Origin of the sequence: Flavobacterium galactosidilyticum (genome assembly GCF_020911945.1) — a bacterium.
GTDB lineage: Bacteria > Bacteroidota > Bacteroidia > Flavobacteriales > Flavobacteriaceae > Flavobacterium > Flavobacterium galactosidilyticum.
In genome coordinates this window covers 3,302,905-3,316,092 of sequence record NZ_CP087135.1, presented here as the reverse complement: position 1 = coordinate 3,316,092, position 13,188 = coordinate 3,302,905, and the positions used below count along the sequence as shown (strand labels likewise).

Here is a 13,188-nt window from a genome sequence, read left to right as displayed (position 1 = left end):
TATGAAGCAATTATTTGATGATGTATCTTTTAAGTGTAGCAAGCTAGTTACTAAAAACTATAGTACTTCTTTTTCTTTGGCGGTATATATGCTGTCGCCAAGTATTAGAGACGCCATCTACAGTATCTATGGATTTGTTCGTTTTGCGGATGAAATCGTGGATAGTTTTCATGGGTATAACAAAGAAAGTCTAATCACGGAGTTTGAAGAGGAGTATTACAAAGCATTTGATAGGGGGATCAGTTTAAATCCAATATTAAATTCTTTTCAGCAAACGGTGAAAGAATATAACATCACTGACGACTTGATTCAGGCATTTTTGCGTAGTATGAAATTAGATTTGATAAAATCTGATTATCATAGCAAGGAAGAGTACGACGCTTACATTTATGGTTCAGCTGATGTAGTTGGTTTGATGTGTCTAAAGGTTTTTGTATCAGGAGACAATGAGCGTTACAATCTGTTAAAAGATGAAGCAATGCGTCTAGGTTCGGCATTCCAAAAAGTGAATTTCCTCCGTGATTTAAAGGATGATAATTTGGTATTGAACCGTAATTATTTCCCAGGTGTCGATTTGAATTCATTTGATGAAAATGCTAAAACGACTATTATCAATGAAATTAATGAAGATTTTAGGGTCGCCTATGAAGGAATTATCAAGTTGCCTATCGAAGCTAAGTTTGGCGTGTACACTGCTTTTGTGTACTACAAAAAGCTGCTCAAAAAGTTAGAAAATACACCATATCACGAAATAGGAAGCTCCAGAATTCGCGTTTCTAATTATACTAAAGCAGGATTATTAGCTAAGTCTTTTGTATCATACAAATTGAATTTGGTTCAATAGTCAAATTGTTTTTAAAGGATTTTTTAAATTAAACAGAGAATAAAAATGATATTTTTTTTAATATTTTTCGTTACGTTTTTGATAATGGAATGTGTTACATGGCTAACGCACAAGTATGTGATGCACGGATTAATGTGGTATTTTCACGCGGACCATCACCAACCTAAATACGCTAATGTTTTCGAGCGGAATGACATCTTTTTTGTGATTTTTGCCATACCAAGTATCGTGCTGTTCTATTACGGAGTCGAAGGTGGAATAAATTACTTATTCTTTATAGGCTTGGGGATTATGTTTTATGGCATGTGTTATTTCATGATACACGACGTATTAATTCACCAGCGTTTCAAGTGGTTCAAAAACACGAATAACAAGTACTTAATTGGACTTAGAAAAGCGCATAAAGTACACCACAAACATTTAGGCAAGGAGCACGGAGAATGCTTCGGAATGCTTTTCGTTCCTTTTAAGTATTATAAAATATAAATGATTTTTTAGCATATTATTTTATTTAAAATGACAGCTAGCGAATAAATTTCTAGATTTAGTTGTGCACTTTTTGATTCAATTTTAAATCAAATATCCATTTAAAACAACATGATTTTTTATTAGTGTGTGACCCCACTTTCACGAAAGTTGCAGCGGCGTCGAGCTATCCATTCTCACTTTTTATATCTGGCAAAAGCCATTTATAAAAAGAGCTCCATTACTATCCCTCACGCGAACAGCGTATTTCATAAACATTTTTCCTAAAAATTCTATAATGAAAATTTACAAACAAGAAACCGTTCAGCATGTAAATGCAAGTCTTGAAGAATGTTGGCGTTTTTTTTCAAGCCCTAAAAATCTTCAAAAAATAACACCTAAAGAAATGGGATTTCAAATCACTGATTTTGATAATAAAAACATGTATCCCGGTCAAATAATTCAGTATAAAGTAACTCCGTTATTAGGAATTTCTTTATCATGGATGACGGAAATTACGCAGGTTAAAGAAAATAGTTATTTCATAGACGAACAACGTTTTGGTCCTTATAGTTTTTGGCACCACAAACATTTCTTTGAAGCCACAGCAACCGGAACAAAAATGACTGATGTAGTGCATTACGGACTACCACTAGGTTTCCTTGGAAGAATCATGAATACCTTAGCAGTAGAAAACAAGTTGAAATCTATTTTTGAGCACCGCCGTATAGTTATAGACGAAATGTTTAATTCAAAATAATGAGTAAGCAACAAGTTTCTTTTTTTTGGTTTCGACGTGATTTACGTTTAGAGGATAATATAGGTTTGTTTCAAGCCCTGCAGTCACAATATCCAGTAATTGCGCTATTCATTTTTGATGATGCAATTTTAGATAGTTTACCAAATAATGATCCAAGAGTCGGATTCATTCATGAAAATCTTTCTAAGATAAATTTAAAATTACAAGAAGTAGAAAGTTCCATTTTAATAAAAAAAGGAAATACTTTTGAAGTATGGGAATCGCTTTTAGATGAATTTGATGTCAAAGAAGTTTTCTTCAACAAGGATTACGAACCGTATGCAATAAAACGTGATACTGCTATTTCTGAACTTTTAGAAAAGAAAAATGTTGTCGCCTATTCGTTTAAAGATCAAGTGATTTTTGAAGAAAAAGAAATTACTAAAGCGGATGGATTACCCTATACCGTTTATACTCCTTTTAAAAATAAGTGGTTAGAAAAGTACAAAACAATGGCTCCTGTTCTTGAATATGATTGTGCGGCATCGTTTTCTAACTTTTACAAAAGTGAATTTCCTTTTCCAACTTTGGAGCAGATTGGTTTTCAGGAAAGTGCTATAAAAGTGAAAGATCACAATTTAAAATTCATTTCAAATTACCAAGATATACGAGATTTTCCTGCTTTAGATCAAACCTCTTATTTGTCACCACATTTGCGTTTTGGAACCGTAAGTATTCGGAAATTAGTGAATTGGGCTTTTCGTAAAAATGATGTTTTTTTGAGTGAGTTGATTTGGAGAGAGTTTTTTATGCAAATCCTTTTTAGCTTCCCTAAAGTGGTTACTCAAAACTTCAAAGCGGCTTATGACGGAATTCAATGGCGTAATAATGAAGATGATTTCAAACGCTGGTGTACCGGAAACACAGGTTATCCAATGGTCGATGCAGGAATGCGCCAACTCAACGAAACCGGTTATATGCACAACAGAGTTCGCATGGTAGTAGCTAGTTTTTTATGCAAACACTTATTAATTCAGTGGCAATGGGGCGAAGCTTATTTTGCCGAAAAATTATTAGATTATGAGATGTCAGCTAACGTAGGGAATTGGCAATGGGCGGCAGGGACAGGCTGCGATGCAGCACCTTATTTTAGAGTTTTTAATCCTGAAATTCAACAAAAGAAATTTGACGAAAAAGGAATCTACATTCGCAAATGGATTAAAGAATTTGAACTAGGATATGGAAAACCTATGGTCGAGCACGCTATGGCTAGAGATCGCGCTATTGCTACTTACAAAGCAGGAATCTTAAAGTAAATTAAGTTTTTCAGGGAAATTATAGTATTTTTTCAAATCATATAAGATTTGTAAGTTTTAAAAAAGACTGCATTGGTTTGAATAATATAAATGACACAAAGTTTTGCAACATGTAGTACGCAGACTTTTATTTGAGTTTCTTTTGAAATTTATGCGATCCTTAATTTGAAAAGACCAGTATTATTTCAATAATAAAATTTTATAAACCAGTAAGAAAATTAAGCTATTTAAGTTTTTTTAATGGTCTTTATTAACAGTTAAAATACTATTTAAAATTACCGCAACTGTTTCTAGTGAACCCACATATTAGAGGCTAAATTGCATTAATTTATTAGGTCAGTTCGCTATCGTTCGGGTATGCAATTTGTGTTAAAATTTTTAAGCACATTTTTATAAAATTATTCTCTTTGTGCCCTTGTGACAAATTAAAGAGCAATTTAAATGATTTATATGTTAAAGAAACTACTTGATTAACTTCTCCAGCATTCCTTTAAAAATAAACCCATGGAAAGGTAATACAGAATACCAATATAATTTTCCCCAGATTCCTCTTGGTCTAAAAGTAGCTGCTTGGTATAAAGTATTATTAATAATTTTGAATTCAAGCCATGCTTCACCAGGTAATTTCATTTCGGCGAATAATACTAATTTTCCTTCTTCTTTATTAGCATATAAAACGCGCCAAAAATCTAAGGCATCACCAGAGTGAATTTCATGCCTGTGGGTTCGTCCTCTTCTAGAACCAACGCCACCGTATAACTTATCGATAAAACCGCGTAAATCCCACAACCAGTCACCATAATACCAACCCGTATCTCCTCCGATAGACCAAATCTGGTTTATAGTAAAATCACGGTCTATAATTTCCATTTTGCGACGATCGATAAAGCAATCTTTTTTGGGAACTTTAAGATATTCCGACATATTACTGGTAAAACGGCCGCTCACTAGAGAATCTTTCCAGCTCGAAGCCACTTTATCTTCATCCACTTTTATCAATGCACGAGATAGAGCTTGCTTATACGTCATGGGAGTTACACCAAGTAATTCATTAATTCTAGTGTCGCTGCATACCACTTCCACTTTCATGCTACTTACTAATGCCGAGGCTAGTCGGTAGGATGTTGAGGTAACAAAATACAACCAGTAGGAAGATAGTTTTGGCGTCATTATAGGAACGGTGACAATCCAACGCTTTAAGTTTTTTGCCTCAGCAAAACCCAAAAGCATTTGCTTATAAGTCAAAATGTCTGGACCGCCAATATCAAAACTTTGATTGTATGTTTCTAGATTTAGTAAGGATTTAGATAATAAGCAAAGAACATCAGTAATAGCAATAGGTTGACACTTAGTATTCAACCATTTTGGCGTGATCATTACGGGCAATTTATTCACTAAATCCCGAATAATTTCAAACGATGCACTTCCTGAACCTACAATAATCCCAGCTCTAAGTGTCGTTGTTGCAAAAGTACCCGTATTCAAAATTTCTTCTACCTTTTTTCTCGAAGACAAATGTTTTGACAACGAGTCATCATTAACGATTCCGCTCAAATAAATCACTTGTTTGACTAACGTTTTATTCAATCTTGCCACAAAATTAGAAGCAGATTCACTTTCTAGATCGTCAAAATTAGATGCGGAACCGGACATGGAGTGTATTAAATAATAAGCTGCGTCAATTTCGGTGGGAATCGATGCTAATGTTTCCTGATTTAGAAAATCTACTTCGATCACTGTAACTTGATCATCTAACTCGACAGGACAGTAAAATCTATTTTTATCTCTCACACAACAAATCACATGGTGGCCTTGTTCTACTAATATAGGTAATAGTCGCTTCCCGATATAACCTGTCGCACCTGTTAAGAGAATTTTCATAGTTTTATTTTTTTATTTAAGAATCTATCTTTATTGCAAAAACAGTTAAGTTTTTTCACAATTCGTCTTTCGTACTTTTTTTATACCAAGGATTTTTAGGCAAAAACTAAATTCAAATTTTAAAGAATATACTTGCCAAAAATAGATTTAATGAAAATTTACTTTCAGTCTATAATTTCTTAGCTTCTAGAAATTTTAGCCACAGATTACTCTGATTACACGAATTAAATCTGTAGAAAACATTTTAATCTGTGACCAATTTTCTTTTTTTGTAATTAAAACGCGCAAAATTTCAATGTTTGTGGCAATTTTAAATACATGATTATTTCTATCAGTAATCCTTAACTGAATTTATTTGCAATCAAACTAATGAATTCTTTTCTAGTTTTATCTTTTTCGAAAGCGCCTGTAAAGGAAGATGTAGTGGTAACTGAATTTTGTTTTTGAATTCCACGCATTTGCATACACATGTGTTGCGCTTCAATAACAACTGCAACGCCAAGAGGTTCAAGCGCTTCTTGAATACAATCTTTTATTTGGTCTGTTAATCGTTCCTGCACTTGCATCCTTCTTGCAAAGGCGTCCACAATTCTTGGAATTTTGCTCAAACCTACAATTTTTCCATTAGGAATATAAGCGACATGTGCTTTTCCAAAAAACGGCAGCATATGGTGCTCGCACATCGAATATACTTCTATATCTTTTACCACAATCATTTGGCGGTGATCTTCAGTAAACATGGCTGACTTAAGAATTTCTAAAGGATCTAATCCGTAACCATGCGTAAGATATTGCATTGCTTTAGCAACTCTTTCTGGCGTTTTTTCAAGACCTTCTCTATCTACATCTTCTCCTAAAGTATCGATGATCGTTTTATAATTACCTGCTAATGTTTCCGTTACTTCTGTATCGTATTGTTCTAATTTTTCGTAACTTTTCATTTCTTTTATCATGATTTTGTGTTTTATTTTGATAGTATATTTTAGATTTTAAAGGATACAATGCCGTAATCCATTTCAAATATTTGCCCTGAAATTGATTTCGCACTTTCCGAAATTAGGAAGTTGGCCATGCTTGCCACTTCTTCTGGTTTCAAGTACCCTTTCATAGGATGACGTTCTACCATATTTTCTTTCATTCTATCGTTTCTTAAAATCCCCGCAGCAAGTGTGGTCTCTGTAATGGTTGGAGCAATAGCATTGATGCGAATTACTGAAGCTAGCTCAGCACCTAACGACTTTACTAATCCTTCCACACCTGCCTTTGAAGCAGCAATACTGGCGTGATACGGCATTCCTAATTTTACTGCAACCGTACTAAACAAAACGATTGATGGATCAATCCCTTTTTTAAGCGTTGGTAAGTATTTTTGGATCGCTTTTACCGCACCAATTACGTTTATCTCAAAATCAGTTCTGAAATCTTCAACACTTAGACTACCTATTGGTTTTAGGTTAATAGAACCTGGACAGTAAATTAAAGTGTCAATATTTTCAATTTCAGGCAACGCATCTTCTAATACATTCAGTGAAAAGTGTGTTAAGTTAGCATGCGTGATTTCTGGAGCATTGCGGCTAATGTTAAATACTTTGTTGTTTTTTAATTGTTGCAACAAAATCGCATTTCCTATCCCTTTGCTACCGCCTATAATTACTATGTTTTTCATGTTTTATATCAATCAGTTATTCTCTAATTTTTATTTTTTTGGAAATTAGCGTTTCGAAATCTTGTTATTATTAATTTGTCTTTGCATCGCACATTTAAACCGACCTTCACGAAAATTTCTTAATTTTTCGTGTTTTGTTTTGCGTCCTTGCACTCTTTGGCGCCACATTCTAAAACTTGAAGATTTCATTTCAGTGCGCATTAGGTCAATAACTTCTTGCTCTTTTAATCCAAATTGCATTAAAATCGCATCAAAAGTGGTGCGGTCTTCCCAAGCCATTTCTATAATTCGATCTTTGTCTATATCGTTAAGTTCTTTTTTTGTAGTCACGATTTACTATTTTTATATTGGTTGTACTTATTGATTTATTCGCTAATCGCTGTCGCCAATGTCAGCCATCGTGTGTAATTTTAAAATTCTTAGACCTTCCTCTTTTACTATCGGATTTTTTTTCATTTTCCATAAAAAATCGCTTGCAAACTTTCTAGTTCGTTCCATATTTACAATCGGTTTTGGATAATTTACACCTATTTCAAATTCACTAAATTTTTGGTCTAAATAGGTCATTTTATATGGTTCGTGTACAAATGCTCGCGGCAAGTTTTGTAATTCAGGCACCCATTTTTTTATAAATTCACCTTCGGGATCATGCTCGTAACTATTCTTTATCGGATTATATATACGTAACATATTGATTCCGGTTTCACCAGCCTGCATCTGTAATTGCGGAAAATGAATACCTGGTTCAAAATCTAAGAACATTTGCGATAAGTGCGAGGTCGCTTCTTGCCATGGCTGCCATAGATTATGCGTAAAAAAAGAAACTAGCATTGCTCTCATTCTAAAATTCAAATACCCCGTTTCGTTCAAGCATCGCATGGAAGCGTCGATTAACGGGAACCCAGTTTGTCCTTTTTTCCAAGCTTCGATATAATTTTCATTTTGTTTTTTTTTCAAAGAGTGAAAACCTTTATTGACACTTTCGAATTCCATAATTTCCTCCATTTCAAATTTCTGTATGAAATGCGCTTGCCAAGTCAATCGCGAAACAAAAGAATCAATTTGTTTTTTGTTACTACAAGTCAATCTGAACGTTGCTGCTTTTTGTAGCACTTGTCTTGAGGATAAATTTCCCCACGCGATATATGGTGATAATCTGCTGCAACTTTTTCTAGCTAATAATGGTTTTGAAATGTTATAACTGTAATGATGATAGCGATCATCAAAAAAAGTTTTTAGATACTTTCCTGCCATAGTCGAGCCTCCTTTTTGAAAGATAGTATCGGGAACCGTTTCTAAATTGGTCTTGTCTAAAATGTTTTCGAGCTCTATAATTTCGCTATTTTTAATGAAATGTTCTTCCTTTGGGTTAAAATCGAATAAGGTATCGTTCATATAATGCTCCCAATTAGAAACCCAATTAGCTCTGTTTTGTAAACCTCTAAAAATTCCGTTATTTATATTTTCAACCCAGTTGATTCGATTGTTTTTACAAAATCTCTTAAAACTTTTATCTCTTTCGTAAGTGATTTTTATGCCCGTTTCTTGATGTGAGAATACGTTTTCAATTTTATAGGTTTCCTCTATGATATTCATAACTTGAATAACCTCTGAAGAAACGGCCAAAACGTGGGTATTACAAGGTTGTAATTGTGTATTAATATCAACAATAGATTGCTTGATGAAATTCCAATGTCTGGTGCTATAATGAGAATCATGTTCTAGTGATTTTTCGAATACATAAAGTAATAAGGTTGGAATACCAGTTTTTGAGGCATTAAAAATAGCCTCGTTGTCTTGCAAACGAAGATCTCTTTTAAACCAAACTACATTGATAACTTTCTTATTTGTGCTCATTTTTTTCTAAAATAATTGTTGTTGCAACCATAATTTTTGAAACTTAGACTCTCCATCATATCGTTCTGCTTGTAACGGAATGTTGAATTTGCGATCCCTAGGATCATTGCCCACACCGGAGACATACATCCAGTTGCCGTAATTACTATGTACGTCATAATCAACTAACATTGATTCGAAATAAGCAGCACCAATACGCCAATCTAACAATAGATTTTTAGCAAAATAGGACGCTACATTTTGCCTTCCGCGATTGCTCATCCAGCCAGTTTGTTTTAATTCAATCATGTTGGCATTCACAAATGGCTCGGCTGTAGTGCCATTGATCCAGTTATGAATCGCAGACTTATTGGTTTTCCAATCGTATTCTTTGTCTAAAATCCCTCCAATTTTAAAAATTGAATTTCCGTTTTTCAATGAAACATATTTGAAATAATCTCTCCAAATCAATTCGAAAATAAGCCAATAAGTAGATTCGTTTTTCCCTATTTGCTGTTCGTAATTAATAATTTCCCAATAAATAGTTTTCGCAGAAATACTTCCGTTGGCCAACCAAGGCGAAAATTTCGAACTAAAATCTTTGCCTATCAATCCATTTCGTGTTAACTTGTAAACGCCAAGTTTTTTAGTTTCCCAAAAATAATCTTCAACTCGCTTTAATGCTTCATTCTCACCACCATGAAAAGGAAAGGCAGTTCTAGAATCGGAAACAAAATCGCTAAAACCTAATGCCTCTATTGAAGGTATTTTACCGTCATTTGTTATCAAATTAGCTTTGGCCATAGTCAAAACTAAAAGCTCCGCCTTTACTTTACTATATTTTTCGCACTTTGTTCTGAACTGTGTAAAGACATTCGGAATAAAATTTATTTCAAATGGAACGTCTTCTGGATGAAATAGAAACTGGTTGTACGCAGGCTTAAATACGACTGAATCAGAAATTTTAGATTTTACATTTTCTAAAACTTTCATTTCCTCAGTCGTCCACTCCTCCTGAAAATAGATAGTGTCAATCTCATTTTCAATTACCATTTTTGGAATACAATCCTCTGGTTTTTCATGATAAACTAAAAGCGCAATATTCAGTTTTTCTAGATTGTCCTTTAATTCTGTAACCGTTTCTAGTAAAAACTTCGCTCGGAATTTTTCTGTTTTTTTAAATCCAAAACTGGTTTGCTCGAAATGTCTAGGATCAAAACAGTACATAGCAATAACAGATTCATTTTCAGCCATGGAATTAGTCAATGATTCATTATCATTCACTCTTAAATCATTTCTAAACCAGACTACCCCTTTTTGTTTCTTTTGCATTTTTCACTACAATATTTGACTTCGTCCCAAACTTTCTCCCATTTTTTCCGCCAACTAAATGGTCGGTTACAAACCACACACATTTTAGAAGGCAGATTTTCCTTTTTCACTATTTGTATTTTTCGAATTCGTTGACCACAATTTTTGCTTTTAAATCAAATAGTAAATTGTATAATCCAAAGAAAGTTCTGTTCATGTAAATGAAATGTTTAGAACCTCTGTTACCATTCATTTTTCTCAAATTAGTGTCTTTTGAAAACCGTTCTCCTAACTGTGCAATACTTTCAAAGAATGTTTCATCAGAAAAATCAAAAGTCTCTCCTTGAAAAGGTTTGGTGAACAAAGACAATAAATCGTAGAACATTTCAGTGAAATAAGCAATCTCTTCTATGGAGTCATCCTCGCGTAAAATTTCTAATTCAAATAATTTTGCATTAAATAAAGCGGCATCGTTAATTACCTTTTTATTTATTAATTCGAAATAAGGAATGTAAAAGTCCATTGGGATTGCTTTCATGCATCCAAAATCTAATGCTACCAATTCATTCTTATCATTGACTAAGAAGTTTCCAGGATGCGGATCAGCATGCACTTTTTTCAAAATATGAATTTGGTACATATAAAAATCCCACAACGCCTGACCAATTTTATCAGCTACAACTTGATCTGTATTTTTCTTAGTGTATTCAGATAAATGAATTCCAGTCATCCAGTCCATCGTGATGATTTTTTCTGATGAATATTCCGCATAATATTCTGGAAAAACTAGATTTTCGATTTTTTTACAGGCTTCAACGACCTCTTGACTTTGTTTTAGTTCCAGTAAATAATTAGTTTCCTCAATCAATTTATCTTCAACTTCTTTAAAATATTTATCAGAGTCTTTTCCTTGTAGATTGAACATTCTGATAGCGATAGGTTTTACCATCGCTAGATCAGATGAAATACTGTTTGCAACGCCTGGATACTGAATCTTTACAGCTAGTTTTTTACCATTCTTGATTGCTACGTGTACTTGACCAATGCTTGCCGCATTTACAGAAGTCGAATTGAACTCATCAAAAATTTCATAAGGTGTTTTACCAAAATTATTTTTGAAAGTTTTTAGAACTAAAGGAGCTGATAAAGGTGGCACGGAAAATTGTGAAAGTGAAAATTTCTCTACATAAGCTTGTGGTAAAAAACTCTTATCCATACTTAGCATCTGCGCTACTTTAAGTGCGCTTCCCTTGAGGCTTTTTAAACCGTCATAAATGTCCTCAGCATTTTCCTCGTTGAGTTTATCACGAGTCAAATCGGAATTGACCATTTTCTCACCGTAATATTTCAAGTAATTCACGCCCACTTTTGCACCAGTTTGCACCAGTTTTGTAGCTCTTTCAATTTTTGAAGTTGGTATGTAATCTATTGTTTTCATTATTTATTGTATATTTTTTCTTTGAAAATAAATTTTCCAAAGTCGATTAAGCTATCTAATGGAGTAATATTCATTAATTCAAAAGTGGCTTTCACTGATTTCTCAATATATATATCTGTTTTTTCGAAAGCCGGAGAATCATCTTCCAACCAAAATTTTAATGTTAGTAAAAGTTGAATCCATGATGTTTCTTGAAATGCTTTCTCTTGAAAATTCTGAAGTTTTTCTTGTTGCGTTCTAAAATCATCTGAAATAATTTCGGTCAAATAATTTTTGAAGCTGGATCTAAGTCCAGTTAATTGCATCAACTTTTTCAACTGATTGCCTTGGTCTTTCAATAGTAAGGTTACATAACTTCTATTTGCACTTAAGATTTCAAAGAAGGTAAAGTAAAAACTTAGCATTTTACTTCTCATGTCATACGTCTCGTATTCTGCATTTTTAGAAAGTAAATCAATCGTTTTTTCTACAAACATTTTGAAAATTTCTTTCTCAATACTTTCTAACGTTCCAAAAAAAGCATAAAATTCAGTTTCAGAAAAATTATTAATTTTTGTAAAATGATAAACTGATTTTGGTTTTTCACTATGCTCTAATACATAGTCCATGTATAGAGAAACGATTTTATCTTTTGTTATTGCAGTTTTTTTAGTTGCCATTTCGTGTGTATTTGTAATTAGAGTATAAAGATAATAAATGTTTAACGATATTTTAATAAAGTTAAACAAAATTTAGTATAATTTTATAAAATTAAAAATCAGTAGCTTTACAGTATTATGAAAAAGAATGTATTAATAAGTGGAGGATCAGGATTTGTTGGAAATCATTTGACAAATTTGTTAGTAAGCAAAGGCTATACTGTTTCGATTTTGAGTAGATCAGAAAAGCAGAATAAAGAGGATGTATTTTATTATAAATGGGATGTAGCTAAACAATTTATAGAGGAAGAAGCGGTTCTAAAGGCAGATTATATCATTCATCTAGCGGGAGAGAATATTGCTGAAAAGCGGTGGACAGCTAAACGGAAAGCTGCTATAATTGATAGTAGAGAAAAGTCAGCTCAGCTCCTATATATGGTACTCAAAAAACATTATAAAAAACTGGACGCTTTTATCTCTGCTTCAGCTGTGGGATATTACGGTGCTGTAAACGGTCAGGAGATCTGTGCAGAAGATGATGCGCCCGCAAATGATTTCTTGGGTTACGCTTGTCAGAAATGGGAAGATTCAATTGATTTTATCGAAAATTTAAATATTCGCACCGTCAAAATCAGAACTGGTTTAGTAATGGGTAAAAACGATGGCTTTTTAAAAAAACTAGTACCACTGTTTAAATATCGTTTAGGTTCTGCATTAGGATCTGGAAAGCAATACATGCCTTGGATTCATATTGATGATTTGTGCGGCATTTATTTGCAAGCGATTGTGGATAATGAAATGTCAGGACCATATAATGCAGCGGTTAATGATGATACGACAAATAGTATTTTTTCTAAAACATTAGCTGGTATTTTTGGTTATTCTATTTGGCTACCTAATGTGCCCGAATTTATTCTAAAAATGACCTTAGGCGAAATGTCAAAAATTGTATTAACAGGACGAAGAGTTTCATCAGATAAAATCGAAGAAACGGGTTTTGAATTTAAGTTTACAAATTTAGAAAACGCACTGAAAGACTGTGTTAAAGAATAGG

At 33.3% G+C, this 13,188-nt stretch carries 14 protein-coding genes; 5 read left to right on the top strand and 9 right to left on the bottom strand.

From position 1 onward, the window contains the following. Position 1 precedes the first annotated feature (1 nt). The 4 genes from LNP27_RS14300 to LNP27_RS14285 all read left to right on the top strand — a co-directional run bounded on the left by LNP27_RS14300 (position 2) and on the right by LNP27_RS14285 (position 3,364). Positions 2-844 (top strand): phytoene/squalene synthase family protein, encoded by an 843-nt coding sequence (locus LNP27_RS14300; protein ID WP_229942309.1) that lies wholly within the window; start codon positions 2-4, stop codon positions 842-844. Positions 845-889: 45 nt separating this feature from the next. Next, positions 890-1,330 carry a sterol desaturase family protein gene (locus LNP27_RS14295; protein WP_229942308.1) on the top strand — a complete coding sequence of 147 codons (441 nt, stop codon included), beginning with the start codon at positions 890-892 and terminating at the stop codon, positions 1,328-1,330. A 277-nt stretch (positions 1,331-1,607) separates the two neighbouring features. After that, positions 1,608-2,069 (top strand): SRPBCC family protein, encoded by a 462-nt coding sequence (locus LNP27_RS14290; protein WP_229942307.1) that lies wholly within the window; start codon positions 1,608-1,610, stop codon positions 2,067-2,069. Then, on the top strand, positions 2,069-3,364 hold the full coding sequence (locus LNP27_RS14285; protein ID WP_229942306.1) for a cryptochrome/photolyase family protein: 1,296 nt from the start codon (positions 2,069-2,071) through the stop codon (positions 3,362-3,364). The genes LNP27_RS14290 and LNP27_RS14285 overlap by 1 nt, the downstream gene beginning before the upstream one ends. A gap of 462 nt (positions 3,365-3,826) precedes the next feature. Here LNP27_RS14285 and LNP27_RS14280 read toward each other — a convergent pair whose 3' ends face one another. The 9 genes from LNP27_RS14280 to LNP27_RS14240 all read right to left on the bottom strand — a co-directional run bounded on the left by LNP27_RS14280 (position 3,827) and on the right by LNP27_RS14240 (position 12,155). Continuing rightward, positions 3,827-5,245: an SDR family oxidoreductase gene (locus LNP27_RS14280; RefSeq protein ID WP_229942305.1), complete on the bottom strand. Its 1,419-nt coding sequence runs from the start codon at positions 5,243-5,245 to the stop codon at positions 3,827-3,829. A 341-nt stretch (positions 5,246-5,586) separates the two neighbouring features. Further along, entirely contained in the window at positions 5,587-6,186 is a 600-nt protein-coding gene (folE, locus tag LNP27_RS14275) for a GTP cyclohydrolase I FolE (RefSeq protein ID WP_428979023.1), read from the bottom strand. 41 nt (positions 6,187-6,227) lie between these two features. Beyond that, a complete protein-coding gene (locus tag LNP27_RS14270) occupies positions 6,228-6,911 on the bottom strand; it encodes an SDR family NAD(P)-dependent oxidoreductase (protein WP_229942303.1) in 684 nt (227 codons plus the stop codon). A gap of 45 nt (positions 6,912-6,956) precedes the next feature. Further along, a complete protein-coding gene (locus LNP27_RS14265) occupies positions 6,957-7,190 on the bottom strand; it encodes a TIGR03643 family protein (protein WP_229944077.1) in 234 nt (77 codons plus the stop codon). A 93-nt stretch (positions 7,191-7,283) separates the two neighbouring features. Continuing rightward, positions 7,284-8,768 carry a cryptochrome/deoxyribodipyrimidine photo-lyase family protein gene (locus LNP27_RS14260; protein WP_229942302.1) on the bottom strand — a complete coding sequence of 495 codons (1,485 nt, stop codon included), beginning with the start codon at positions 8,766-8,768 and terminating at the stop codon, positions 7,284-7,286. A gap of 6 nt (positions 8,769-8,774) precedes the next feature. Then, positions 8,775-10,079 (bottom strand): DASH family cryptochrome, encoded by a 1,305-nt coding sequence (locus tag LNP27_RS14255; RefSeq protein WP_229942301.1) that lies wholly within the window; start codon positions 10,077-10,079, stop codon positions 8,775-8,777. Then, positions 10,055-10,189 (bottom strand): DUF2256 domain-containing protein, encoded by a 135-nt coding sequence (locus tag LNP27_RS14250; RefSeq protein ID WP_229942300.1) that lies wholly within the window; start codon positions 10,187-10,189, stop codon positions 10,055-10,057. Before LNP27_RS14250 ends, LNP27_RS14255 begins: the two co-directional genes overlap by 25 nt. Further along, on the bottom strand, positions 10,189-11,496 hold the full coding sequence (locus tag LNP27_RS14245; protein WP_229942299.1) for an ABC1 kinase family protein: 1,308 nt from the start codon (positions 11,494-11,496) through the stop codon (positions 10,189-10,191). The genes LNP27_RS14250 and LNP27_RS14245 overlap by 1 nt, the downstream gene beginning before the upstream one ends. Beyond that, complete coding sequence (locus tag LNP27_RS14240; protein WP_229942298.1) at positions 11,496-12,155, bottom strand: TetR family transcriptional regulator C-terminal domain-containing protein; 660 nt, start codon at positions 12,153-12,155, stop codon at positions 11,496-11,498. Before LNP27_RS14240 ends, LNP27_RS14245 begins: the two co-directional genes overlap by 1 nt. 117 nt (positions 12,156-12,272) lie before the next feature. Here LNP27_RS14240 and LNP27_RS14235 point away from each other — a divergent pair, with 117 nt between their 5' ends. Then, the gene (locus tag LNP27_RS14235) at positions 12,273-13,187 is read left to right on the top strand and encodes a TIGR01777 family oxidoreductase (RefSeq protein WP_229942297.1); all 915 of its coding nucleotides are present in this window, start codon (positions 12,273-12,275) and stop codon (positions 13,185-13,187) included. The last annotated feature ends 1 nt before the right edge of the window (position 13,188 follow it).

What these genes read in the sequence shown, in the direction of transcription:
- LNP27_RS14300 (WP_229942309.1), top strand. Translation starts at nt 2, where the DNA reads ATGAAGCAATTATTTGATGATGTATCTTTTAAGTGTAGCAAGCTAGTT.
- LNP27_RS14295 (WP_229942308.1), top strand. Translation starts at nt 890, where the DNA reads ATGATATTTTTTTTAATATTTTTCGTTACGTTTTTGATAATGGAATGT.
- LNP27_RS14290 (WP_229942307.1), top strand. Translation starts at nt 1,608, where the DNA reads ATGAAAATTTACAAACAAGAAACCGTTCAGCATGTAAATGCAAGTCTT.
- LNP27_RS14285 (WP_229942306.1), top strand. Translation starts at nt 2,069, where the DNA reads ATGAGTAAGCAACAAGTTTCTTTTTTTTGGTTTCGACGTGATTTACGT.
- LNP27_RS14280 (WP_229942305.1), bottom strand. Translation starts at nt 5,245, where the DNA reads ATGAAAATTCTCTTAACAGGTGCGACAGGTTATATCGGGAAGCGACTA.
- folE (WP_428979023.1), bottom strand. Translation starts at nt 6,186, where the DNA reads ATGAAAAGTTACGAAAAATTAGAACAATACGATACAGAAGTAACGGAA.
- LNP27_RS14270 (WP_229942303.1), bottom strand. Translation starts at nt 6,911, where the DNA reads ATGAAAAACATAGTAATTATAGGCGGTAGCAAAGGGATAGGAAATGCG.
- LNP27_RS14265 (WP_229944077.1), bottom strand. Translation starts at nt 7,190, where the DNA reads ATGGCTTGGGAAGACCGCACCACTTTTGATGCGATTTTAATGCAATTT.
- LNP27_RS14260 (WP_229942302.1), bottom strand. Translation starts at nt 8,768, where the DNA reads ATGAGCACAAATAAGAAAGTTATCAATGTAGTTTGGTTTAAAAGAGAT.
- LNP27_RS14255 (WP_229942301.1), bottom strand. Translation starts at nt 10,079, where the DNA reads ATGCAAAAGAAACAAAAAGGGGTAGTCTGGTTTAGAAATGATTTAAGA.
- LNP27_RS14245 (WP_229942299.1), bottom strand. Translation starts at nt 11,496, where the DNA reads ATGAAAACAATAGATTACATACCAACTTCAAAAATTGAAAGAGCTACA.
- LNP27_RS14240 (WP_229942298.1), bottom strand. Translation starts at nt 12,155, where the DNA reads ATGGCAACTAAAAAAACTGCAATAACAAAAGATAAAATCGTTTCTCTA.
- LNP27_RS14235 (WP_229942297.1), top strand. Translation starts at nt 12,273, where the DNA reads ATGAAAAAGAATGTATTAATAAGTGGAGGATCAGGATTTGTTGGAAAT.